This window comes from Microbacterium sp. C-MGS6, from assembly GCF_058140415.1.
Window position 1 is genome coordinate 402,638 of the sequence record NZ_CM176934.1, and the last position, 23,639, is coordinate 426,276.

Sequence of the window (23,639 nt, forward strand, 5' to 3'; positions counted from 1 at the left end):
GTCTCTCCGAGATTCCGGTGCGCGGGAGGTGCAGGGTTAGGGTGGATGGTCGGCGGCCGCCGGGCCGCCCTTCCGAACCCCCGAGGAGCACTCGACGTGAGCCGCCATCCATCCTCTCCGCCGAGCCGTCTGCGGCGGTTCGGCCGCACCGCCGGCGCGACCGCTCTCGCCGCGCTCGTCGCCGCCGGGGCGCTGCTCGCCGGAGCCGCGCCCGCCACCGCGGCCGACGACGGCGAGACCTACGTCATCGGCACCGACACGACCTTCGCGCCGTTCGAGTTCACGAACGAGTCCGGCGACCTTGTCGGCATCGACATGGATCTCCTGCGCGCGATCGCGGAGGACCAGGGCTTCGACGTGGAGATCCGCCAGCTCGGTTTCGACGCCGCGGTGCAGGCGCTGCAGTCGAACCAGGTCGACGCCGTCATGGCCGGGATGTCGATCACCGAGGAGCGCCAGCAGACCTTCGACTTCAGCGACCCGTACTTCACGAGCGGCGTGCAGCTGGGCGTGCTCGAGTCCAGCGACATCGAGTCCCTCGACGACCTCGACGGCAAGACCGTCGCGGTCAAGACCGGTACCCAGGGGCAGACCTTCGCCGAGGAGAACGCCGACGAGTACGGCTTCCGCATCACGCCGTACCAGGACACGACCGACATGGTCGACGCGGTCAAGGCGGGTCAGGCCGTCGGCTACTTCGAGGACTTCCCCGTGCTCGCCTACGGCATCCAGCAGGGGTCCGGCTTCCGCCTCGTCGGCGAGCCGGCGCTCGGTGGCGAGTACGGCTTCGCGGTGAACAAGGGCGAGAACGCCGAGCTCCTGGAGATGTTCAACGCCGGCCTCGCCAACCTGCAGGACTCCGGCGCGTACGACGAGATCGTGGACACCTACCTCGCGACGGGTGACGACGCGCAGGAGGCGCAACCCACCGACATCATCTCGGTCGCGGTGAAGTACTGGCCGGCCCTGATGCAGGGTCTGTGGCTCACCATCCTCGCCACGATCGTCGCGGTGATCGCGGCCTTCATCCTCGGGATCATCTTCGGCTTCGGGCGCCTGTCGAAGTTCGCGCCGTTCCGCTGGATCGCGACCGCGTACGTCTACGTCTTCCGCGGGACCCCGATCCTGATCCAGGCGTTCTTCGTGTTCTTCGCCATCCCGCAGCTGATCCCCGACCTGAAGTTCGACCCGTTCGTGGCCGGTGCGATCACCCTGTCGCTGAACACCGGTGCGTACATGACCGAGATCATCCGCGGCGGGATCCAGGCGGTCGACCCCGGTCAGGCGGAGGCGTCGCGCTCGCTCGGTCTCAGCCACTGGAAGACGATGCGGAAGGTCGTGCTGCCGCAGGCGTTCCGGATCATGATCCCGTCGTTCGTGAACCAGGGCATCATCACGCTGAAGGACACCTCGCTCATCAGCGTCATCGGTCTCGCCGAGCTGACCTTCGTCTCGCGTCAGATCATCGCCTCGACGTATCTCTCGGCGCAGGTGCTGACGATCGTCGCCATCATCTACTTCGTCGTGATCACGCTGCTGACGCTGCTCGCGAACCGCCTGGAGAGGAAGGCCAACGCATGAGCAAGATCGAGGTCAGGGACCTGCACAAGTCCTTCGGCGACAACGAGGTGCTCAAAGGCATCGATCTCACCGTCGAGGACGGCGAGGTCATCGCGGTGATCGGCCCGTCCGGGTCGGGCAAGTCCACGCTGCTGCGCTGCCTGAACAAGCTCGAGGAGCCGACGTCGGGGCACGTGATCATCGACGGGGTCGACCTCACCGACAAGAGCGTGAAGCTGGACGAAGTGCGCCAGCGCATCGGCATGGTGTTCCAGCACTTCAACCTGTTCCCGCACATGACCGTGCTGGAGAACATCACGCTCGCCCCGGTCGAGCTCGGCCGCATGACGAAGGCCGAGGCCCGCGACCGCGCCCGCTCGCTGCTCGAGCGCGTCGGCCTGTCGGAGAAGGCGGACGCGAAGCCCGCGTCGCTCTCCGGCGGTCAGAAGCAGCGCGTGGCCATCGCCCGTGCACTCGCGATGGACCCGGAGATCATGCTGTTCGACGAGGCCACCAGTGCCCTCGACCCGGAGATGGTCGGCGAGGTGCTGCAGGTCATCCGCGATCTTGCCGAGGGCGGCATGACCATGGTGCTCGTGACCCACGAGATGGGCTTCGCGCGCGAGGTGTCCGACCGGACGGTCTTCATGGACGGCGGCGTCGTGGTCGAGGAGGGCACCCCCGCCGACCTGTTCGGCGCCCCGAAGAACGAGCGCCTCCAGGACTTCCTGTCCAAGGTTCTCTGACCCCGGCTTTCGATTCGCGTGAATGGCTGCATTCCCGGTCGGGATGCAGCCATTCGCTACGTGAAGCGGGTCAGCGGGCGACGCGGGCAGCGATGTCGGTGCGGTGGTGGGAGCCCTCGAGGCGGATGCGGCCGATGGCGTCGTAGGCGCGGGCGCGGGCGGTGCGGAAGTCCGGGGCCACAGCGACGACGTTCAGCACACGGCCGCCCGTCGCGATGAGCGAGCCCCCGGGTGCGTCGGGGCTGGCGGTCGCGGCGTGCACCAGACGGACGCCCTCGACCGCGGCGGCGTCGGTCAGGCCCTCGATCGGACGCCCGGTCTGCGGCGCCTCGGGATATCCCTCGCTCGCCAGGACCACGGTGATCGCGACCTCATCGCGGAACACGGGCTCCGGCTGGTCCTCGAGCGTGCCGGACGCGGCGGCGAAGAGGAGCTGGGACAGCGGGGTCTCCAGCCGCGGCAGCACGACCTGGGTCTCCGGGTCGCCGAAGCGCGCGTTGAACTCGATCACGCGCACGCCCTGCGGGGTGAGGATGAGGCCGGCGTAGAGGAGCCCGATGAACGGGGTCCCCTCGGCATCGAGCTGTCGGACGACCGGGAGCGCGACGTCGCGGGTGACCTCCTCGACGAACGCCTGCTCGCTGCCGAACTGCTCCGCGAGCCAGGGCAGCGGGGAGTACGCTCCCATGCCTCCGGTGTTGGGGCCGGCGTCGCCGTCGAGGGCACGCTTGAAGTCCTGTGCCGGGCTGAGGGCGCGCACCGTGTCGCCGTCGCTGAGGAAGAACAGCGAGACCTCGGGGCCGGACAGGAACTCCTCGACCAGGACGGGGCCGGCCGGGAGGTACTGCTCCGCGTGGGCCAGGGCCTCGGCGCGGTCGGAGGTGACGATGACCCCCTTGCCCGCGGCGAGTCCATCGGCCTTGACCACGTGCGGGGCGCCGAGCTCCTCGAACGCGGCTTCGACGTCGGCGACCGTGGCAGCGCGGACCGCGCGGCCGGTCGGCACACCGGCGGCGTCCATGACGCGCTTGGCGAAGGCCTTGGAGCCCTCGAGCTGCGCGGCGGCCTTGCCGGGGCCGAAGACGGGGATGCCGCGGCCGCGGAGCTCGTCCGCGACGCCTGCCACGAGCGGAGCCTCCGGGCCGATGACGACGAGGTCGATCGCGTGCTCGTTCGCGAAGGCCGTGACCGCGGCGCCGTCCAGCGGGTCGAGGGCGACGGGGGTCGCGTCCTGCGCGATGCCGGCGTTGCCGGGGGCGACGAGGATCTCGTGCGCGGTGGACTCGGCGCGCAGCGCCAGGATGATCGCGTGCTCACGGGCACCGGAACCGAGGACGAGGATCTTCACGCGTCCAGCCTATCGAGGCACGTGCGCGGGGTTTCGGCCGGTCCCGCGTTCACAACTCAGGACGATCGGCGCGGCAGCCGGGATCCGACGGCATATCCGGACCGATCCGCCGCGGTTCTCCTGAGTTGTGCACGGAGGTCGGGAGGGTCAGAGCGCGATCGGGCGCTCGTCCGCGGTGTCCCAGGGCACGGTCCAGCCGGTCGCGTCGAACAGCGCGTCGAGAACCATGGCGGTGAAGCCCCACACGATCGTGCCGTCCACGTCGAAGGCGGGTCCGCGGAAGGTGCGGCCGGCACGGGACAGGGTCGAGGTGAAACGGGTCGCCGGGTCGAGGAGCTGGGCGACGGGGACGCGGAACACCTCGACGGTCTCCGCGTGGTCGACGGCGACGACGCGGGACGGCGACTGCCACCAGGCGAGCACGGGGGTGACGAGGTGGTTGCTGGCAGCGAGGGGGATGACGGGGAGCGTCGCGAGCACCTCCACGCCGGCAGGGTCGAGGCCGGTCTCCTCCTCGGCCTCCCGCAGCGCCGTGGCGACCGCGTCGGCGTCGGCCGCTTCGGCGCGTCCGCCGGGGAAGGAGACCTGGCCCGGATGCGAGGAGAGCGTCGGAGCGCGACGCTGCAGCAGGACGTCGAGATCGCGTGCGACCGCCGCGTCCACGGTCGGTGCGGGGATGTGGTCGAGGACGCCGAAGAGGATGAGCACGGAGGCGTCGTGGGCGCCGCCCGGGTCCGCGAGCGGAGGGATCGGCACGCTCCAGGAGTGGTCGGCCGCGGCGGCGAGCAGCTCGGCCCGGGCGCCCTGCGGATGCATGCTCATGTCCTCGAGCTTATGACCCGGTCCGGGGCGGCGGATCTAGGGTGGGGGGATGGCCAGGAAGATCGACATCGTCGACGGGCGCGCGGCGCTCGGTGCCGTGCGCGACGCGGAAGCCGCGGGGACGAAGCCGGCGCGTGCGGAACTCGCGACCGCGGTGCGCTACCTGCTGCAGCTGCTCGACGAGAAGGCCCCTGGCAACAGCGTCGAGGTGCGGGTCCCGCCGTTCGGAGCCGTGCAGGTGATCCAGGGGCCGCGGCACACACGCGGCACGCCGCCGAACGTCGTGGAGATGGACGCGGCCACCTGGATCGCGGTCGCCACCGGCGCCGAACCGTGGGCGGACGCCGCGACGGCCGGGCGCATCCACGCCTCGGGCACGCGCGCTGACCTCACCGGCGTGCTCCCATTGCGTCCCTAGCGGCGGGCGACGACGAGCGGCACCCCGGTGCGCGGGTGCGGGAAGACGTCGACGGGCTGCCCGTAGACCTCCTCGATCCGCGCGGCCGTGAGGACCTCGTCCGGCGTGCCGGTGGCGGCGACCCGCCCGTCGGCGAGCAGGGTGACGCGGTCGGCATGCGCGAGCGCGGCGTTCAGATCGTGCAGCACGATCGCGACCGCGACCCCGGCCTCCGCCTGGGTGCGGACCACGCGCATCACGTCTTCGTGATGCTTGAGGTCCAGCGCCGCCGTGGGCTCGTCGAGCAGCAGGATCCCGGTGCTCTGGGCGAGCACGCGGGCGAGCGCCACCCGCGCGCGCTCACCGCCGGAGAGCGAGGGGACGGACCGCTCCCGCAGCGCCGCGACCTCGGTCGTCGCCATCGCCGTGGCCACGGCGCTGTCGTCCTCGGCGGCGGCCGGGGTCCGCGCCCACGGGGTGCGTCCCATCCGCACGACCTGCTCGACCGTGAAGGGGAAGGTGACGGTGTTCTCCTGCAGCAGCACGGCCCGGTGCCGGGCGAGGTCGCGGGGGCGGGTCGCCGCCACCGGACGGCCGTCGAGGAGGACGGTGCCCGAGACCGGAGCGATGTCGCCGGAGAGCACGCCGAACAGGGTGGACTTGCCCGCGCCGTTCGGCCCGACGAGGGCATGCACCTCCCAGGCGTGGATGTCGATGGCCGCGTCGGCGAGGATGGCGCGTCCGTCCCCGACGCGCACCGTGAGCCCGCGGCCCTGCAGCCGGAGGCTCACGCCCACCCTCCCGACCGCCGCCGCGTCCGCACGAGGAGCCAGAGGAAGAACGGGCCGCCCACGAGCGAGGTGATCATGCCGATCGGGAGGTCCGCGAGCGGCACCGCGGTGCGGGCCACGAGGTCGGCGACCGCGATGAGGAGGGCGCCGCCGAGGGCGGAGGCGATCACGAGCGGCAGGTGCGCCGGGCCGATCAGCATGCGCATGAGGTGGGGGACGACGAGTCCGGCGAAGCCGATGATCCCCGCGAAGGCCACCGCCGCGCAGACGAGCAGCGCCACGGTGACGATGACGACCATCCGCAGCAGCTCGACCGGGACGCCGAGATGCCGGGCGGTGCGCTCGCCGAGGGCGAAGAGGTCCAGGCCCGGCGCCACGATCAGGGCGACGACGATCCCGATCGCCACGAGCGGCGCGACGAGCTGGATGTTCGACCAGAGCGCGCCGTTCAGCGAGCCGAGCTGCCAGAACACGATCTGCTCGCGCGTCGAGGTCGTGCCGAGGAAGGTGAGGAAGGCCATGCCGGCGCCGGCGATGGCGTTGATCGCGATGCCGGTGAGCAGCAGGGTGACCACTTCGGTGCGGCCGCCGGAGCGGCTCAGCAGGTACACCGAGAAGACGGCCACGAGGCCGCCGAGGAAGGCGAAGGCGGGCGTGGTCCACATGCCGAAGGTGGCCAGGCCGAACGTGATGCTCGCCGCCGCTCCGAGCGCCGCGCCGGACGAGACGCCGACGACGCCCGCGTCGGCGAGCGGATTGCCGAAGATGGCCTGCATGAGCACACCGGAGACCGCGAGCGCGGCGCCGACGAGCAGGCCGAGGACCAGCCGCGGGAGGCGGAGGTTGAAGATCACGCCGTCGTCTGTCGCCGCAGCCGCAGCCCCCGTGGTGTCGATGCCGAGACCGCGCAGGAGCACGCCGACGAGCGCGGTCGGCGACAGGTCGTACTGCCCGCTCGTGATCGACGCCACGCAGGTGACGAGGAGGGCCACGACGAGGGCCACGACGACCGCCGCGAAGCGCAGTCCCCGATGCCGGGTCGGCGTCGGGGTGACGACCTCGCCGGTCACGAGGCGGGTTCCGGCGCGTACAGGGCGCGCGCGAGGGCGCTGATCACGTCGGCCGACCGGGGGCCGAAGCTGAGGATCTCGGCGTCCGCCATGTCGATCACCCGGCGATGTGCGCCCGCCGGGGTCTCGGCGATGGCGGGGATGCGTTCGATGAGTCCGTCGACGCCGCCGACCGATTCCAACCCGTCCGTCATCATCACGAGCACGTCGGGCTGCGCGGCGACGAGCGCTTCCGCGGTCATCGGCTTCATGCCCTCCCAGCCGATCTCCTCGGCGACGTCGACCCCGCCGACCGCGTCGATGAGGGAGTCCGCCCCCGAGTCCTCGCCGAAGATGTAGTACACGTTGGCGCTCCCGCGCACGTACAGGAACAGCATGCGGGCCCTGTCCGCCTCGGCGGGCGGGGTGACGGCGGCGATCTCCGCGATGGCGGCGTCGAGCTCGGCGTCGAGGCGGGCGATGAGCGCCGCACCGCGCGTCGGGACGCCGAGGGCCGTGGCGATCTCCGTCACGAGCGCGTCGGTGGTGTCGATCCGTCGGTCGCTGGAGATGACGACGACCGCGATTCCGGCGTCCCGCAGCTGCTGGCGGACCTCCTTCGGGCCGATCGTGGTGTCGGTGAGCACGACGGTCGGGGCCAGTTCGAGGATCGCCTCCGGGTTGAGCGTGTGCCCGGTCTTGGTGACGACCGGAAGGTCCTCGGTGCCGGGGAACTGCGTGGACGCGTCGCGCCCGACGACCTGATCGCCGAGCCCGAGCGCGAACACGGTGGCGGCGATCGTGCCGGAGATGTCGATCGGGAGGATGCGATCGACGTCCGTGATCTCGACCTCGTGGCCTTCGCTGTCGGTCGCGGTGACCGGGAGCGCCGGGGCGGTGTCGTCATCGACGGGGACGACCGCGTGACTCGCGAGGCACGCGGTCGAGGGACCCGTGGCCGCGCGCACATCGGCGACCAGGTCGAGATCGGCGAGAGGAGTCGACGCCTGCGGGCACGCCTCGTCGACGGGAGGTGTCGACGCGGGGTCGGAATCCGGTCCGGCACAGGCGGCCAGTCCGAGAGCCAGCGCGGCGGCGAGGAGCAGGGCAGAGGCGCGTCGCATTAGGCAAGGCTATCCTAAAACTTGACGTCCTCGCCGACGCCCCTCTACGCTCGGGATCGGCGGCTTGCTTAGCCAAGCCTAACCAAAGTCCACTTCGCCCGACTGCCGTGCGGTACCGCCGGGAGCGCACGATCGATCGCGCCCCGCGGGCCGCGGAGAACCGTGAACGCCACAGCACATACCCCCTCAGCGAGCACACGCCTGCGCGTCCTGCTCGCCGCCCTCGTCTCCTTCGTCCTCGTCGCCGCCGGGGCGATGGTCAGCCCGCCGGCGCACGCTGCCGCGGCGACCGTCACCGCGACGGTGTCGTCCGCCGACACCACCGGCCTCACCGTGCAGGTGCGGGCCGAGGGTCTGCCGGACGTGACGGGCGTCTATGCCGCACTGATCGTGTCGGGCACCGAGAGCGGCGTCTCCGCCGGTGGTGGCTACGCCGCGTTCGCGCTGCCCTTCCCGAGCGTGCAGCAGGGGGCCGCCTCCTTCACGCTGCAGGCGCCCGTCGCGTCCCTGGACCGCACGAAGACGTACGAGGTGCTCGTCTGGCAGCAGCACTCCGCGCCGACAGCCGCCACGATCTACGGCCGCGGCGACGTCACGGTGACGCCTGCGCAGTGGGACACGGTCTTCGGAACGACGCCCGTCGAGCCGGGCGAGACGGAGCCGGGCGAGACGACTCCGGGTGAGACGGATCCCGGTGAGACGGAGCCCGGGGAGACGGAGCCCGGGGAGACGGAGCCCGGGGAGACGGAGCCGGGCGAGACGGAGCCGGGGGAGACGGCTCCGGGCGAGACCGAGCCGGTGCCCGCCGAAGCCGCCATCGACGTGTTCCTCGCCGACGGCACCACGCCCGCTGCGGGTGCTCGCCTCCAGGCGGGTGACGAGATCGTCGTCAAGGGCACCGGATACGACCCGACCGCGAACGTCGGCGGGCGCGGCGTCCCGATCCCGTCGAACCTGCCCCAGGGCACCTATGTGGTCTTCGGCAACTTCGCCGCGACGTGGCAGCCCTCGCAGGGGGCGCCGTCCTCGGCGCGTTCGGTCGGTGCACAGGCCTGGGCGCTCGCCGAAGGCGTGCTGACCCAGGTCCCGGCGCAGTACCAGGGCGCGATCCGCGCACAGTGGGTGGACATCACCCCCGAGGGCTCGTTCCAGGTCACGCTCACGCTGAAGGACACTCCGGCGACGCCCGGCTCGTACGGCGTGTACACCTACCCGGCAGGCGGTGTCGTCAACGCCGACCAGGAGCGCCGCGTCGCTCTGGACTACCGCGTCGCCTCGGGGCTGACGACCACCGTGAAGGCGGCGACGGCCGATGACGGCCTCACGGTCACGGCAGCGGCGACGAAGCTCGGCGCCGTCTCGGGCGCCTACGCGGCACTGATCGAGAAGGGCACGGAGGCCGACGTCACGGCCGGAGGCGGCTTCCTCGCGATGCAGTACGTGCGCGGCATCACCGGTGGGGGCTTCAGCGTCGACCTGACCGCTGCGGCGACAGCGCTGGACCGGTCGAAGGCCTATGAGGTGATCGTCTGGCAGCAGCACACCATGCCGAATGCGAACACGATCTACGCGCGCTCCACCGTCACCGTCACCGACGCGCAGTGGAACGCCCTGCTGCCGTCCCCCGGGCCGTCGGTCACCGCCGCCGTCACGGGAGCCTCGGCCGCGGACGGGCTCACGGTGAAGGCCACCGCCGCCGACCTCGGCGCGGTCACCGGCGCCTACGTGGCGCTCATCGAGACGGGGACCGAGGCTGACGTGACGGCCGGCGGCGGCTTCCTCGCCATGCAGTACGTCCGGAACATCGGCTTCGGAGCCTTCGCGGTCGACCTGAACGCGGCGGCGAAGGATCTCGACCGGTCGAAGACGTACGAGGTGATCGTGTGGCAGCAGCACACGATGCCGACCGCCGACACCATCCACGCGCGGGGCGCGATCACGATCACCGATGCGCAGTGGCGCGCACTGCTCGGCGAGAAGCCGACCGAGCCGAAGCCCCCGGTCACGCCGAAGCCCCCGGTCACGCCGAAACCCCCGGTGACGCCGACGAAGCCGGCTGCGACCGTCCCCGGCGGGTCGCTGCGCTGGGCCATCTCGTCCTCGTTCACGAACTACATCACCGGCCCGATCGCCCAGGGTGCGATCGCCGTATCCGGTGGCGCCACCCGATCCGGCGGTCAGTTCCAGTTCGGGCAGACCGTCGGCGGCGATTTCGACGCGACGTCCGGGCGCGGCAGCGTGGTCTACCGCGGCGCGGTGCGCTTCACCGGCCACCACGGGGTGCTCGACGTCACCGTCGCCGATCCGATGATCCGGATCACCTCGGCGTCCTCCGCCACGCTGTTCGTGACGAGCGGGGGTGCGCAGGTGCCGTTCGCGACTCTCGACCTCTCCCGCGCGGTCCGCACCGCGGCCGGCGGCGCCGTCACCTACACGGCGGCACCCGCCGCCCTCACGGACGCCGGGCGCGACCGCGTCCTCTCGGGATACGGCACCACGCTCAACCCCGTCTCGTTCACGATCGGCTCCGTCGCCGCCGCGCCCTCGGGCACCACGGGAACGGTCGCGGCGGCAGCGGTCGCGCCGAAGGCCACGCTCCCGGCGACCGCGCCGACGGCCACCGGCATCGAGGTCGACGAGAAGAACCTCGCCGCGCTCGCCGCCGGGAAGCCGGCCACGGTCTCCGCCTCCGGGTTCCGTGCGAACGAAAAGGGCATCACGGTGGTCGTGTACTCGACCCCGGTGCTGCTCGGCACCGTGACGGCGGATGCGTCGGGTGTCGCGACGTGGTCGGGTTCCCTCCCGGCGACGCTCGCGGACGGCGACCACACGCTCACTTTCCAGGGCTCCGTCGATCGCGGCCTCTCGTTCACCCTCGCCAGAGCGACCACGGAACTCGGGGTGTGCACGGTGGAGGGAGCGACCCTGCACTGGGGCTACAAGGAGTCGTTCCGGACCTACATCGAGGGCATCGCACGGGGTGGCTGGACGCTGACCGACGTGACGTACGAGTACCCCGCCTTCGTGTGGTCGAACGGCACCGGGTCGCTGGACGACGAGGCGGGCGCGGGGCTGGTCACGTACGGCGGCAGCATCGCCTTCACGGGCCACGACGGGGCGCTGAACACGACGCTGGCGAACGCGCGGGTCGAGCTCGCGGGCGACACCGGCTACCTCGTGTTCGACGTGACCGGGACCACCCAGGACGGAGAGGCCGTGGCGCAGCAGGGGGTGCGTCTCGCGGAGTTCGCCCTCACGGACGCCGCCGTCACCGACGGTGCGCTGACCCTCGACGACGTACCCACGACACTGACCGCGGCCGGTGCCTCCGCGTTCGGCACGTATCAGGCGGGCGAGGGGCTCGACCCGGTCTCCGCCGTGATCCCGGTCGACGATGCGTGCGGCGCTCCTGCGGAGGAGGAGTCCGAGCCGGAGGCTGAAGCCGATGCGGCGGTGACCGCGATCAGCGCGCCGGTCGCCTCGGACGAGGCCCCGGTGTGGCCCTGGATCGTGGGCGGTCTGGTCGTCGTCGCGCTCGCCGCGACGGGCGGGGTGCTGATCGTGCGTCGCACCCGGAGGGGGGAGCCGGCCGAGACGACGACCGAGGTCTGAGACCGGCGGCTAGCGGAACCGCCCTCCCCGGTCATCCGGGGAGGGCGGTCTCGCATGCGGATGCGCACGGCTGCGGAGGGTGGGACAATGGAGGCATGCCCTCCCACGACACCCATCAGACCGTCGAAGCGACCGTGCGCCGCGTGCCGCGGTACGGCGTGCTCATGGGCATCGGGGTCGTGCTGGGCGTCATCGCCGCCGGCATCCTCACGATGGTCGGCAGCTTCGAGCAGTCGCAGGCGCTCGACGTCGTCTATCCGCCCGGTCAGGTCTTCGGCTTCCTCCTGCTCTGGACCGTGCCGATCGGTCTCGCGCTCGGCGGCGTGGCCGGTCTGGTGCTCGAGCGTCTCGCCCGCCGCCACGACCGCGTCGTGACCGTCGACCGGGAGACCGTCGTCGACGACGGCACCACGGACCGCGACTAGGCGAGCTCGGCGATCACGGGGCGGATCGCGGAGTCGAACGCCACGACGTCCCGGCGGAGCCCGTCCGTCACCGCGACCGTGAGGTCGCCGATCCACCAGATCCCGCGCTGCGACAGAGGCAGCACCTGCACGTTGAGCTCGAAGGAGTGCGCGCGGCGCCCGATGTCGCGCTCGAACTCCGCGATCGCGCTCGCGTACGCCCGGTAGGCGTCCCCGCCGGTGTGGCTCTTCATCGACCCCACGTACCGGTCGTGTGCGGCGGTGGCATAGCGGAGCGCGGTGCCGGCATGCGGTCGGATCGCCGACGAGAGCGCCTCGGCGCCGGTCGCCGGGAGGGCCACCAGCGTGTCGAAACCGTCGATCAACTCCAGCGGGACGCCCGAGTGATGAGCCCGCGGCTCCACGGTCATGTCCCAGTAGCCCTGCCACTGCGCCTCGACCTCGGGCGGGGCGTCCACCGCGTCGGGTGCGCGGACCGACAGGTCGCGGAGGGACGGCAGATCCAGGGGTGCCCGGATGCCCAGCAGCTGGCGCAGGGCGAGCGCGACGAGCACGGGGACGCTCGCGTCTTCGCGGATGAGCCACTGCGGCTTGTCGGCCATGGCCCCATCGTAGGCGGGTGCAGCAGCCGTGCGGAGCCCCGGCACGGTAATGCCCGCGGAGAGCCGCGTCAACCCTCGCTGTGATCGCCGGATCCAGGGGTAGACCTGCTGACACGTCGGCGGCCGTCGGCGGGAGTCGAGAGGAAGAACGATGTCGCAGAGCAATGCAGAAGGTGCCGCGGGCAGCGGTACGACCGAGTCTCCGGGCCCCGTCCGGACCGCCGCGCACGAGGCCGCAGGCGTCGCCGACGAGGCGAAGAGTCAGGCGGCGGGCGTCGTCGAGACCGCGAAGGCCGAGGCCGGTGCCGTCGCCCATGAGGCCAAGGACCAGGTTCGCGACCTGTACCACCAGACCAAGACCGAGCTGTCGGAGCAGGCGGCGGTGCAGCAGCGCCGTGTCGCGGACGGGCTCCGGTCCGTGGGCGGGGAGCTCGGCACGATGGCCGAGCGCTCGGACGGCGGTGTCGCCGCCGACCTCGTGCGCCAGGCGTCCACCCGGATCCAGGGCATCGCGGGCTGGATCGGCGACCGCGACCCCGGTTCGCTGCTCACGGAGGTGAAGTCGTACGCACGGGCGAAACCCGGCACGTTCATCGCCGTGGCGGCACTCGCCGGTCTCGTCGCCGGCCGGCTGACCAGAGCGCTCTCCGAGGGCGCTGCCGAGTCGGCCTCCTCGGGGTCTGGTTCCGCCGGGTCCGGCTCTTCGTCGGCCGCTGGGGCGACGGCAGCCGCCGTTCCACCGCGTCCCGTCGTCCCCGCGGCGACCACGCCCGGGGCGGTTCCCGGTGGTGCGGGCGCGGCCGGTGTCGCGGGAGGCGCGGGAGTCGCCGAGAACACCACCCTCGGTCAGCCGCCGCTGCCGACCGATGGCACGGTCCCCGGAGCGCCGGACGGGATGAGCGGTATCGACGCCGGCACCGCGCCGTGGGGCGTCACACCGCACGGCGAGACGGTGGATGACGGGGACACTCCGCTCTACGACCGGACGGATGCCGCCACCCGCGGCTCCGATGAAGAGGGACGACCATGACCGACCCCATCCCCACACCTTCGGAGCAGAAGGCCGAGACCACATCTCTCGGCGATCTGCTCAGCGAGGTCACCACTGATCTGTCGACCCTGATGCGGCAGGAGCTGGAGTTGGCGAAGGCTGAGCTCAAGCAATCGGCCACACGCGCCGGCCGGGGGGCGGGCATGCTCGGCGGGGCCGGATACGGCGCGCTCATGGCCGTGTTCTTCCTGTCGGTGGCCCTCTGGTGGGCCCTCGGCGCCTATGTCACCGGTCTCGGCTGGTCGGCCGTGATCGTCGCCGTCATCTGGGCGGTGATCGCCCTCGTCCTGTTCGTGATGGGACGCAAGCAGTTGAAGAGCATCGAAGGGGCTCCGCGCACCGTGGACACCCTCAAGCGCATCCCTGATGCGGTGAAGAGGAATGAGGAGAACAAATGAGCGATTCACCCGACGCGATCCGCGCCGACATCGAGCGGACCCGAGCGGAGTTCGGCAGGGACGTCGACGCTCTCGCCGACAAGGTCACCCCCTCGAAGGTCGTGCACCGGCAGACGCAGAAGATGAAGGGCGCTGTGCGCTCGGCCGTCGACCGGGTCATGGGCGCCGCCGATGACGCCGGGGACCGGCTGGGGGACGCCTCCTCCTCGGTCGCCGATGCCGGGCGGCACACCGTCGCCAAGGCGCAGGGGAATCCGCTGGCGGTGGGCCTCATGGCCTTCGCCGCCGGCCTCGTCGTGGCCGCCGTCATCCCCGCCTCCTCGAAGGAGAAGGAACTGGCCGAGGACATCAAGGAGAAGGCCCAGCCTCTCGTCGATGAGGCGACCGACGTCGCCAAGACGATCGGACAGGACCTCAAGGAGCCGGCGCAGGAAGCCTTCGCCGCCGTCAAGGATGAGGCCGCCGGCGCCGCAGCCCACGTCCGTGACGACGCGACCCACGCCGTCGACGAGGTGAAGGGCAGCGCTCAGGACGCTCGCGACAACGTCGCAGGCCAGAGCTGACCGCACGGAACCCCGTTGCACGAGGGCCCGGTCCGATCCGTCGGACCGGGCCCTTCGCGTCGCGGGCGAGCGTCAGTTCTCGATGCCGGTGCTTCCGGGTGCGGAGTCTGCGTGGGTGGCGGACCGACGGCTGAGCAGGATCCCCGCTGCGAGCGCCAGCACCGCCCCGGTGGCGAGTCCGATCAGACCGCCGGGGTCGCCGCCGGTGGCCGCGAGGCCCGTGGTCGGCGGCGAGGGCGGTGCCGGCGGCGTCGAGGGTGACGGCGGTTCCGTCGTGGTCGGCGGCGTGCTCGGGGACGGCGGGGAGAGCGTGGCCGGGTTGGTCAGCTCGACAGCCACGACCGACCCTGCGCCGATCGTGAGCTGTGCTCCTTCGTCCGTCGTGGTCACGCCGTCGCCGCGGAACTGCGGGATTCCCCACACGACGCCGGGGACGGCATCCGCGGTGTGCTCGGACAGCGTCACGACCGTGCCGACGGGAATCCGCCCGACGCTTCGGTCGGTGCCGTCCACGGGCAGCGTGAGGGTACCGGTGACGGGGCCGTCTGCTCCGGGGTACGAGTAGTCGACGGCGAATGTCGCGCCGGCCGGGACGAGGGGTGCGGCCGCGCCCGTGATCCGCTTCGCGACCGAGAAGCCGCCGAGACCGTCGCCTTCGCCGTCGCCTCCGGCCAGGCTCGCGGTGACGGACGCCGTGGTGGTCGTGAAACTCGACCCGGAGACGGTGTTGCTGAACACCTGTCCGGTGTGCGCGTCTGCGGGCAGGCGCGTCTGGTACGAGACGCGATAGAGGCGGTCAGGCTCCGCCGGCGCGGCGAAGACCACTGTGAACGAGGAGCTGTCAGTGTCCGGGGTGAAGGCATAGTCCGACCCGGCTGTGAGGGTGCGGAAGTCTGCGGCATCGAACAGGCCGCCGTTCCAGGCGTCCACGGCGACCGAACCGATCGCCACGGTGCTCGGCAACACGCTCAGCCCCGGGGTCGCGGTGTCGGTGAGGGTCGGGCGCTCGCCGCTGAGCAGGCGTCCCGGCACCCAGATGTACCACTCGATCGTCCCGTCGGCGGTCTGCACGCCCGACTTGGTCGCGTCCGTCGGGGCCGGCTCGGAGCGCTGCGGACCGACGCCGCCACCGGGGATCTCCACGGTGATCGGGCCTCCGTCACCGGTGGTGAAGGTCACGGTGTCGTCTTCCGTGGTCTCCTCCGCCTTCATCTGGAAGAACAGGGTGCCGCGGACGTTGTCGTGCGTGAGGACGTAGTCGCTCAGCGTGCACGTGATGGCGGTCGCCGCGACGGTGCACGTGCCGACGGTGGCGCCGTCCGGGGCTCGCAGCGGGAAGGACGAGGTGACACCGACGAAGCGGGGCGTCGTCGGAAAGGTGAGCGAGAAAGTGTCTCCGGGCTGCGCGCTGTCGGGGACGGCCCACGTGGCCTCGAGGCGGAGGGTGTCGTACAGGTGCACCTCACCTGTCGGCTCCACCACCGTCGCCGAGGTGATGGCGTCCCACTCCGCGGCGTGCGCCGTCGGCGGCACGGCGAGCCCGACCAGCGCAAGGAGGGCGATGGTGCTGCTCACGCCGACAACGCTCCTCCCCTGTCGTCGCTGCGTTCTCCTCTTCTGCGCGCGCACTGTCCACCTCTCCTGTTCTTTCCGGGAACCCCGGACACCGGACCCGCCTGCTTCGGCGATAGACTCTCACATGCGCAGATGATTACGCCACATATGAGGACTGATATGTGCAGATCGCGGCGGGTGAACCGGGAAGGAGGCGGCGAGCCGAGTGGTCGGCCGCGGGCGGTAGGCTGTTCGAGTGGCTGCCTCCCCCACCAACCCCTATTCCGAAGCCGGCGTCGACACCGCGGCGGGTGACCTCGCCGTCGAACTGATGAAGTCCTCCGTCCGTGCCACGCACGGCCCCGAGGTGCTCGGCGGTGTCGGCGGATTCGCCGGCCTGTTCGACGCCAGCGCGCTGCGGGACTTCCGTCGTCCGCTGCTCGCGACCAGCACCGACGGCGTCGGCACGAAGGTCGCCATCGCGCAGGCCGTCGACAAGCACGACACGATCGGCCAGGACCTCGTCGGCATGGTCGTCGACGACATCGTGGTGGTGGGCGCGAAGCCGCTCTTCATGACCGACTACATCGCCTGTGGCAAGGTCGTCCCCGAGCGGATCGCGGACATCGTGCGCGGCATCGCGGAGGCGTGCGCGGCGACGGGCACCGCCCTCGTCGGAGGTGAGACGGCGGAGCATCCCGGCCTCCTCGGTCCGCGCGACTACGACGTCGCCGGGGCGGCGACGGGCGTGGTCGAGGCCGACGCCATCCTCGGCGCCGAGCGCGTGCAGGACGGCGATGCGGTCATCGCGGTCGCCTCCAGCGGCCTGCACTCCAACGGCTACTCTCTCGTGCGTCACATCATCACCCGCGCCGGGATCTCCTACGGTGACAACGCCGCGGACTTCGGCTCGACCTGGGGCGAGGCCCTCCTCGAGCCGACCCGGCTCTACACGCTTCCGCTGCTGCGCCTGATCGAGGCCTCCGGCGGAGTCCACGCCCTGAGCCACGTCACCGGCGGGGGTATCGCCGCCAACCTCGCCCGCGTGCTGCCGCAGGGAAGCTGGGTCGAGGTCGACCGCAGCACGTGGTCGCCGAGCCCGGTCTTCCGTGTGCTGAGCGACATCGCCGGTTCCACGCTCGAGTCCGCCGAGGGCACCTGGAACCTCGGCATCGGATTCCTCGCCGTGGTGGCGGCGGACAAGAAGGACGCCGCGATCGCGGCGCTGAACGCCGAGGGCATGCCCTCCTGGCAGGTCGGCACGGTGGGCTTCGGCCCGCGTCCGGCCGGCGAATTCGAACAGGGCGCCAAGGGCGTCGATGGTGGAGCGGTGCGCCTCGTCGGCGCCTACGCGGACGGAGCGAAGTAAGAGCCCATGTGCGGCATCGTCGGAATGGTGGGCTCTGCCCCGGTCAATCAGGACATCTACGACGCCCTCCTGCTGCTGCAGCATCGCGGGCAGGACGCGACGGGCATCGCGACTGCTGAGGCGAACGGCGTCATGCACAACGCCAAGGCTCAGGGGATGGTGCGCGAGGCGTTCCGCACCCGTGACATGCGCGGCCTGCTGGGCAACGTCGGCCTCGGCCACGTCCGCTACGCCACCAAGGGCACCGCGTCCAGCGAAGAGGAGATGCAGCCGTTCTACGTGAACGCGCCCTACGGCATCATCCTCATCCACAACGGCAACCTCACGAACACGCGCGAACTCGCCGCCGACATGGCACAGCGCGACCGTCGGCACCTGAACTCGTCGAGCGACACCGAGCTGCTGCTCAACGTGCTCGCCGGTGAGCTGCAGGCCACGACCTCCACGGTCGACCTCGACCCCGACCGGATCTTCGAGGCCGTCGCCCGCACGCATGACCGCATCGAGGGCGCGTACGCCGTGATCGCCGTGATCGCCAACTACGGCCTGCTCGCGTTCCGGGATCCGTTCGGCATCCGTCCGCTGATCCTGGGGCGTCGTCCTTCGACCGTCGTCGGCGCTGAGGGCAAGGACGAGTGGGTCGTGGCGAGCGAGTCGCTCGTGCTCGAGAACGGCGACTACGAGGTCGTGCGCGAGGTCGAGCCCGGAGAGGCCGTCTTCATCACGAACGACGGCGAGCTGTTCTCCCAGCAGTGCGCCACCGCCGCGACGCTCGCACCCTGTGCGTTCGAGTACGTCTACCTCGCCCGTCCGGACTCGGTCATGAACGGCATCTCGGTGTACGAGTCGCGCCTGCGGATGGGCGACAAGCTCGCCGACACGATCGCGAAGCACGTGCCGATGGACAAGATCGACGTGGTCATGCCGATCCCCGACTCGTCCCGTCCCGCGGCCATGGAGGTCGCCCGCAAGCTCGGCATCGAGTACCGCGAGGGCTTCTACAAGAACCGCTACGTCGGCCGCACCTTCATCATGCCGGGGCAGGCGGTGCGCAAGAAGAGCGTCCGCCAGAAGCTCAACGCCATGTCGACGGAGTTCCAGGGCAAGAACGTGCTCCTGATCGACGACTCCATCGTGCGCGGCACCACCTCGAAGGAGATCATCCAGATGGCCCGGGATGCCGGAGCCGCCTCGGTGACGTTCGCCTCCGCCGCCCCGCCGGTCCGGCACCCGCACGTGTACGGCATCAACATGCCGTCGCGGCACGAGCTCATCGCCCATGGCCGCACGATCCCGGAGATCGCGGAGGAGCTGGGCTGCGACCACCTCGTGTACCAGGAGGTCGACGACCTGAAGGCCGCGATCACCGAGGGCTCCGCGCTGGAGGACCTCGACATGAGCTGCTTCGACGGCCGCTACGTCACCGGCACCGTCACCGACGAGTACCTCGCCTGGGTGGAGGGGTCGCAGACCTCTTGATGTCCGGGTCCCTGAGCTCGCCGCAGGGCCGACCCCTCTGGCAGGGGCGCGCTCTCGCGTTGATCGGGATCGTGCTGGTCGCGTTCTCGCTGCGGTCGGCCGTCGCCTCGCTCTCTCCGGTCCTGGACCACGTCGCCGAGGACTTCCCGGTGGCCCCCGTGATCGTGGGGTTGATCGGAGCGGCTCCGCCCGTCTGCTTCGCGCTGTTCGGGCTGCTGACCCCGCTGTTCGAGCGCCGGTTCGGGCTGGAGCGGATGGCGGTCGCGGCGATCGTGCTGATGGCGGCGGGCATGCTGCTGCGCGGCCTCGCCCCCGACTCCTGGAGTCTGCTCGCGGCGACCGCGGTCGTGTTCGCCGGCGTGGGGTCGGGCAACGTCCTGCTGCCGCCGCTGGTCAAGAAGTACTTCGCCGACCGGCTCGGCGTCATGATGACGGCGTACTCCACGACGCTCGCGGTCTCGACCTTCCTGCCGCCGCTGGTCGCCGTCCCCGTCGCCGACTCGCTCGGGTGGCGGATCTCGCTGGGTATGTGGGGCGTGGTGGCCGCACTCGCCCTCGTGCCGTGGGTCACGCTGCTGGTGCGCTCCCGCGGCGACGACCGCCCGGTGCCGACGGAGCTCCTGGTCCCCGACCCCACCGACGGCGTGGACGATGTGCGCGACGCGGTCGCCGCCTCGACGGGGCCGATCACGACCCAGTCGGCGAGCCCCCGCGTCTTCGGCCGGCTCTGGCGACTGCCGCTGGCGTGGGCGCTCGCCCTCGTGTTCGGCACGTCGTCGACCATGGCCTACGTCGCCTTCGCCTGGCTGCCGACCATCCTCGTCGACCTCGGCGGCGTGACCCCGGCGACGGCCGGCTTCCTGCTCTCGCTCTTCGCGCTGGTCGGCCTGCCGTGCTCCATGCTCGTGCCGGTGCTGGTCGTGCGGTTCCAGGCCACCCGCCCGCTCTTCTTCGTTGCCGTGGTCGCCGGCCTTGTCGGGCTCGCCGGCCTGCTGCTCTTCCCGACCGTCGCGCTGCCGCTGTGGGTCGCGATCTTCGGGCTCACCGCGATCATGTTCCCGCTGAGCCTCGTGCTCCTGAGCATCCGCGCCCGTACGCCGGAGAGCGCCGTCGCCCTGAGCGGCTTCGTGCAGAGCATCGGCTACGCGATCGCGGCGGTGTTCCCGCTCCTCGTCGGCCTTCTCCACGACACCAGCGGCGGGTGGCAGGTGCCGCTTCTCGTGGTGGCGGGGGTGCTGGTCGTCTCGGTGCCGGCGGGGATCATCGCGGGTCGCCGCCGCACAATCGAGGACGAGTGGGAGCGCCGCCACGGCCGCTGGTGACGATCCCGGTCAGAGCGCTCGTCGGTGCGGCGCGGCTGCGCCAGTACGATCGGATGCGCTGTCCTCCGAAAAGCGGGCAGCCTGGCGTTCCTCTGCGCTGTATGGTGACATGTGAAATGTCAGTCGTTAGTGACGACGGAGGACTCATGACGCAATCGGTTCTCTCAACGCGCGAAGATGTGGGAGTCGCGCCAGCGAGGGTGCGGAGATGGGCGATGCTCGTGCTCGCACTGGCTTACATCGCGTTCGCAACGTACTACTATCTCGGACCGGCAAAACCGACAAACGAGGTCGTCGTCGTCGTGGGGCTCTCGGTCTTGTGGAGTGCATGGCTCGGCATGCTTTTGGTGACGCTGATCGCTCGGCCGCGGACACGTGCCGACCGACTGGCAGGTACTGCGGCACCGATGTTCATCGTTGTCGCAGGGGCTTTGAGCTTTCTGGCGTCGTGACGCGAGGTGGGGCGGTCGAGGAGCGCACGATGAGCTGCGGGTCGGTGGAGGGCATCTCGCCGACCGGGTCGTGGCCCTCGATCTGGGTGATGAGCCGCAGGGCGGCAGCGCGGCCCATGGCCTCGAACGGCTGACGGACGGTCGTCAGGGCGGGGGAGGCGTACGCGGCGAGGGCGATGTCGTCGACGCTCACGACGGAGATGTCCTCCGGCACGCTGCGCCCGGCCTCGTGCAGGGCGCGGATGAGGCCGAACGCCATCTCGTCGCTGCTGACGAAGACCGCGGTCGCCTCAGGGATCGCGGCGATGGTGCGCCCGGCCCGGTACCCGGACTCCGGGGTCCAGTCCGCCGGGATCACCGGCGGCGGGACGATGCCGCGCTCGCGGAGCGTCTGCTCCCAGGCCTCGCTGCGCTGCTGCGTCTCCGTCCAGTAGTCGTCGCCCGAGACGTGCCACACGGTCTCGTGGCCGAGGTCGAGGAGGTGCTCCACGGCGAGCCGGGCGATCGCGCGCTGGTCGACCGCGAGCGGGGCGTCCTCCTCCAGGGAGGTGCGCTCGCTGCGGGTGGCGGGCGTCCGTTCGGTGCGCGCCCGCATCGCCGGTGTGTCCAGGGCGATGGGCACGCCGAGGATGATGCCCTCCGCACCCTGCCGCTCCAGGCGGTCGAAGGCCTCGAGGAAGGCGTCGTCCGAGGCGTGGTCTGCCACCGCGGCGGTGGTCACGGTGTAGCCGTTCGCCGCCGCGGCCTGTTGGATGCCGACGCCGAGCGCGGCGGAGGAGTAGCGGTCCGTCGAGACGACGATCACGCCGAGCACGCGCGTGCGTCCCGATGCGAGCGACGCGGCTGCGGCGTGCACCCGGTAACCGAGTTCCTCGACGGCGGCCAGCACCCGTCGCGCGGTGTCGGGGCGGACGTTGTCCTGCCCGGACATGACGCGCGAGACGGTCTGCGTGGAGACACCGGCGAGGCGGGCGACGTCGACCTGGCTGGGGGCGCGGTCGTCTTTCGGGCGGCGAGGGGACATGCCCCAATGGTAGCGATCCATCGGCGGAAAACCAGGGAGCACGGACCTCGGCGATGCGATAATGTGAACGCAAACAATTCAGCTGGGAGTGCAATGTCCGACCTTCTCGCCGCGGCTTCCGACGGCTCGACCACCGCCGTCGCCGCGCCGGCAGACGCCGCTGCCTCCGGCGCTTCTGCCCTGTCCTGGCGCGAGGGGGAGATCCTCCGCGACGGTGTGCCCCACCGCATCCTGTCGGGCTCGATCCACTACTTCCGCGTCCACCCCGACCAGTGGGAGGACCGCCTGCGCCGGCTCGCCGCGATGGGCGCGAACACGGTCGACACCTACGTCGCCTGGAACTTCCACGAGCGGGTCGAGGGGGACATCCGCTTCGACGGCTGGCGCGACGTCGAGCGCTTCGTGCGGCTGGCCGGCGAGGTCGGCCTCGACGTCTTCCTCCGACCGAGCCCCTACATCTGCGCGGAGTGGTCCAACGGCGGGCTGCCCTTCTGGCTCACCGGCAGGGTCTCGGCGCTGCGGACGAGCGATCCCGCGTTCCTCGCCGCCGTCGACGCCTGGTACGACGCGCTGCTCCCGCGGCTCGTGCCCCTGCAGGCGGCCTACGGCGGGCCGATCGTGGCGATCCAGATCGAGAACGAGTATGGATCGTTCGGCAGCGATGCCGCCTACCTCGCCCACCTGCGTGACGGGCTCCGGCGACGGGGCATGGTGGAGATGCTGACGACGGCCGACGGGATCACTCCGGACATGATCGCGCACGGGAGCGTGCCGGGTGCGATGACGACGTTCACATTCGGCACCGGGGTGCCGGTGGCGGCCTCCCTGCGTCGGCACGGGGAGGCGCTCATGTGCAGCGAGCTCTGGGGCGGCTGGTTCGACCACTGGGGCGAGCGGCACCACGTGCGTTCGGCGGAGAGCATGGGCGGGACGATCCGGGAGCTCCTCGACGAGGGCGGCTCGGTCAGCCTCTACATGGCGCACGGGGGCACCAACTTCGGCCTGTGGAACGGTGCGAACCACGACCTCGTGCTGCAGCCCACGGTGACCAGCTACGATTCCGATGCCCCGATCGGCGAGGACGGCACGCTCGGGGAGAAGTTCCATGCGCTTCGCGCGCTCTTCGCCCCCTTCCACGCCGACGGACTGCCGCCCGTGCCCGACCAGCCGCGGCGGCAGTCCGCGACCTCCGCGCCTCTGGAGCGGCGAGCGAGCCTGCTCGACGTGGTCCGGGCGACCCCTGCCGCGGGCGGGCTCTCGCCGCGCCCGCTGACCTTCGAGCAGCTCGGAGCGGAGGACGGCCTCGTGGCCTACGAGGCCGACGTGTCGTTCCCGGACGAGGCGACACTGACCGTCGACGGCCTGCACGATCGTGCGGTCGTCTTCCTCGACGACCGCCGCCTCGGTGTGCTCGAGCGGGACGGCGAGACGTCCCTCGCTCTCCCGGTGGACGGCGGCTCCGGTCGGCTGGCGCTCGTCGTCGAGAGCCTCGGGCGCATCAACTACGGGCCGTACACCGGCGAGGGCAAGGGCATCATGCGCGGCGTGATGATCGGCCGCCGTCTCGTGAACGGCTGGACGCATCGCCTCCTGCCGCAGACGGCACCGGCGGTGGACGCCGCTGCCGTGGGCGGGGTGGACGGCCTCGCCGTCGCCGCGCTGGACGTCGCCGAACCCCTGGACGCGTGGCTCGCCTTCCCCGGTGGCGGCAAGGGCCTGGTGTGGCTGAACGGATTCCTGCTCGGACGCTACTGGAGCGTGGGCCCGCAGGAGACGCTCTACGCCCCCGCGCCGTTGTGGCGTACCGGGCGCAACGAGATCGTGGTGCTCGACACCGACGGCCTCGGTGCGACCGTGGAGATCCGGGAGGCGCCGTCCTTCGGGGAGACCGAGGAGTTCATCGGCTCCTGAGCCGCACTCGGGCCTCGGGTGGTGACCTTCGGCCGATGTT

Annotated in this window: 21 protein-coding genes; 13 read left to right on the top strand and 8 right to left on the bottom strand. The window is 71.4% G+C overall.

Annotated features, from left to right (window positions below; translation table 11 throughout):
• The first annotated feature begins 96 nt into the window (after positions 1-96).
• Entirely contained in the window at positions 97-1,581 is a 1,485-nt protein-coding gene (locus tag AC3B5L_RS01965; RefSeq protein ID WP_144881453.1) for an amino acid ABC transporter substrate-binding protein/permease, read from the top strand.
• Positions 1,578-2,306, top strand: coding sequence for an amino acid ABC transporter ATP-binding protein (locus AC3B5L_RS01970; RefSeq protein ID WP_060922441.1), 729 nt, complete (start codon positions 1,578-1,580; stop codon positions 2,304-2,306). The genes AC3B5L_RS01965 and AC3B5L_RS01970 overlap by 4 nt, the downstream gene beginning before the upstream one ends.
• 70 nt (positions 2,307-2,376) lie before the next feature.
• Here the strand turns inward: AC3B5L_RS01970 and purD are convergent, their stop codons facing one another.
• Together purD and AC3B5L_RS01980 are read right to left on the bottom strand one after the other, a co-directional pair.
• Positions 2,377-3,654, bottom strand: coding sequence for a phosphoribosylamine--glycine ligase (gene purD, locus AC3B5L_RS01975; RefSeq protein ID WP_259952904.1), 1,278 nt, complete (start codon positions 3,652-3,654; stop codon positions 2,377-2,379).
• A 147-nt stretch (positions 3,655-3,801) separates the two neighbouring features.
• On the bottom strand, positions 3,802-4,476 hold the full coding sequence (locus AC3B5L_RS01980; RefSeq protein WP_490096159.1) for an NUDIX hydrolase: 675 nt from the start codon (positions 4,474-4,476) through the stop codon (positions 3,802-3,804).
• Positions 4,477-4,525: 49 nt separating this feature from the next.
• On the opposite strand from AC3B5L_RS01980, the gene AC3B5L_RS01985 reads away from it, so the two are divergent.
• Complete coding sequence (locus AC3B5L_RS01985) at positions 4,526-4,894, top strand: sterol carrier family protein (protein WP_187663089.1); 369 nt, start codon at positions 4,526-4,528, stop codon at positions 4,892-4,894.
• Here AC3B5L_RS01985 and AC3B5L_RS01990 read toward each other — a convergent pair.
• From AC3B5L_RS01990 to AC3B5L_RS02000, 3 genes are read right to left on the bottom strand one after another with little or no spacing between them, the layout of a single operon-like run.
• Positions 4,891-5,664: a heme ABC transporter ATP-binding protein gene (locus AC3B5L_RS01990; RefSeq protein WP_292793304.1), complete on the bottom strand. Its 774-nt coding sequence runs from the start codon at positions 5,662-5,664 to the stop codon at positions 4,891-4,893. The genes AC3B5L_RS01985 and AC3B5L_RS01990 overlap by 4 nt on opposite strands.
• Positions 5,661-6,734: a FecCD family ABC transporter permease gene (locus AC3B5L_RS01995; RefSeq protein WP_268777708.1), complete on the bottom strand. Its 1,074-nt coding sequence runs from the start codon at positions 6,732-6,734 to the stop codon at positions 5,661-5,663. Before AC3B5L_RS01995 ends, AC3B5L_RS01990 begins: the two co-directional genes overlap by 4 nt.
• A complete protein-coding gene (locus tag AC3B5L_RS02000) occupies positions 6,731-7,837 on the bottom strand; it encodes a heme/hemin ABC transporter substrate-binding protein (protein ID WP_490096160.1) in 1,107 nt (368 codons plus the stop codon). Before AC3B5L_RS02000 ends, AC3B5L_RS01995 begins: the two co-directional genes overlap by 4 nt.
• Positions 7,838-7,999: 162 nt before the next feature.
• Between AC3B5L_RS02000 and AC3B5L_RS02005 the strand changes: the two genes are divergently transcribed.
• Together AC3B5L_RS02005 and AC3B5L_RS02010 are read left to right on the top strand one after the other, a co-directional pair.
• On the top strand, positions 8,000-11,449 hold the full coding sequence (locus AC3B5L_RS02005) for an HtaA domain-containing protein (protein ID WP_490096161.1): 3,450 nt from the start codon (positions 8,000-8,002) through the stop codon (positions 11,447-11,449).
• Between the two features lie 95 nt (positions 11,450-11,544).
• Complete coding sequence (locus AC3B5L_RS02010) at positions 11,545-11,874, top strand: potassium transporter Trk (RefSeq protein ID WP_187663094.1); 330 nt, start codon at positions 11,545-11,547, stop codon at positions 11,872-11,874.
• Here the strand turns inward: AC3B5L_RS02010 and AC3B5L_RS02015 are convergent.
• On the bottom strand, positions 11,871-12,476 hold the full coding sequence (locus tag AC3B5L_RS02015; RefSeq protein ID WP_187663095.1) for a zinc-binding alcohol dehydrogenase: 606 nt from the start codon (positions 12,474-12,476) through the stop codon (positions 11,871-11,873). The genes AC3B5L_RS02010 and AC3B5L_RS02015 overlap by 4 nt on opposite strands.
• 151 nt (positions 12,477-12,627) lie before the next feature.
• On the opposite strand from AC3B5L_RS02015, the gene AC3B5L_RS02020 reads away from it, so the two are divergent.
• The 3 genes from AC3B5L_RS02020 to AC3B5L_RS02030 are packed head-to-tail and all read left to right on the top strand — an operon-like array spanning position 12,628 to position 14,488.
• Entirely contained in the window at positions 12,628-13,506 is an 879-nt protein-coding gene (locus tag AC3B5L_RS02020) for a hypothetical protein (RefSeq protein WP_490096162.1), read from the top strand.
• A complete protein-coding gene (locus AC3B5L_RS02025; RefSeq protein ID WP_187663097.1) occupies positions 13,503-13,925 on the top strand; it encodes a phage holin family protein in 423 nt (140 codons plus the stop codon). Before AC3B5L_RS02020 ends, AC3B5L_RS02025 begins: the two co-directional genes overlap by 4 nt.
• Positions 13,922-14,488: a DUF3618 domain-containing protein gene (locus tag AC3B5L_RS02030; protein WP_187663098.1), complete on the top strand. Its 567-nt coding sequence runs from the start codon at positions 13,922-13,924 to the stop codon at positions 14,486-14,488. The genes AC3B5L_RS02025 and AC3B5L_RS02030 overlap by 4 nt, the downstream gene beginning before the upstream one ends.
• A gap of 72 nt (positions 14,489-14,560) precedes the next feature.
• On the opposite strand, the gene AC3B5L_RS02035 is transcribed toward AC3B5L_RS02030, so the two are convergent.
• Entirely contained in the window at positions 14,561-16,063 is a 1,503-nt protein-coding gene (locus AC3B5L_RS02035) for a DUF5979 domain-containing protein (protein WP_490096163.1), read from the bottom strand.
• A gap of 235 nt (positions 16,064-16,298) precedes the next feature.
• Between AC3B5L_RS02035 and purM the strand changes: the two genes are divergently transcribed.
• The 4 genes from purM to AC3B5L_RS02055 all read left to right on the top strand — a co-directional run bounded on the left by purM (position 16,299) and on the right by AC3B5L_RS02055 (position 20,664).
• Positions 16,299-17,411, top strand: a complete 1,113-nt coding sequence (purM, locus tag AC3B5L_RS02040; protein ID WP_490096164.1) for a phosphoribosylformylglycinamidine cyclo-ligase — start codon at positions 16,299-16,301, stop codon at positions 17,409-17,411.
• 6 nt (positions 17,412-17,417) lie between these two features.
• Entirely contained in the window at positions 17,418-18,890 is a 1,473-nt protein-coding gene (gene purF / locus AC3B5L_RS02045) for an amidophosphoribosyltransferase (RefSeq protein ID WP_259952892.1), read from the top strand.
• Positions 18,890-20,212, top strand: a complete 1,323-nt coding sequence (locus tag AC3B5L_RS02050) for an MFS transporter (protein WP_187663102.1) — start codon at positions 18,890-18,892, stop codon at positions 20,210-20,212. Before purF ends, AC3B5L_RS02050 begins: the two co-directional genes overlap by 1 nt.
• Before the next feature lie 215 nt (positions 20,213-20,427).
• Positions 20,428-20,664 (top strand): hypothetical protein, encoded by a 237-nt coding sequence (locus tag AC3B5L_RS02055; protein WP_490096165.1) that lies wholly within the window; start codon positions 20,428-20,430, stop codon positions 20,662-20,664.
• On the opposite strand, the gene AC3B5L_RS02060 is transcribed toward AC3B5L_RS02055, so the two are convergent.
• A complete protein-coding gene (locus tag AC3B5L_RS02060) occupies positions 20,624-21,688 on the bottom strand; it encodes a LacI family DNA-binding transcriptional regulator (RefSeq protein WP_187663103.1) in 1,065 nt (354 codons plus the stop codon). The genes AC3B5L_RS02055 and AC3B5L_RS02060 overlap by 41 nt on opposite strands.
• Positions 21,689-21,781: 93 nt before the next feature.
• Here AC3B5L_RS02060 and AC3B5L_RS02065 point away from each other — a divergent pair, with 93 nt between their 5' ends.
• A complete protein-coding gene (locus AC3B5L_RS02065) occupies positions 21,782-23,599 on the top strand; it encodes a glycoside hydrolase family 35 protein (RefSeq protein WP_490096166.1) in 1,818 nt (605 codons plus the stop codon).
• The last annotated feature ends 40 nt before the right edge of the window (positions 23,600-23,639 follow it).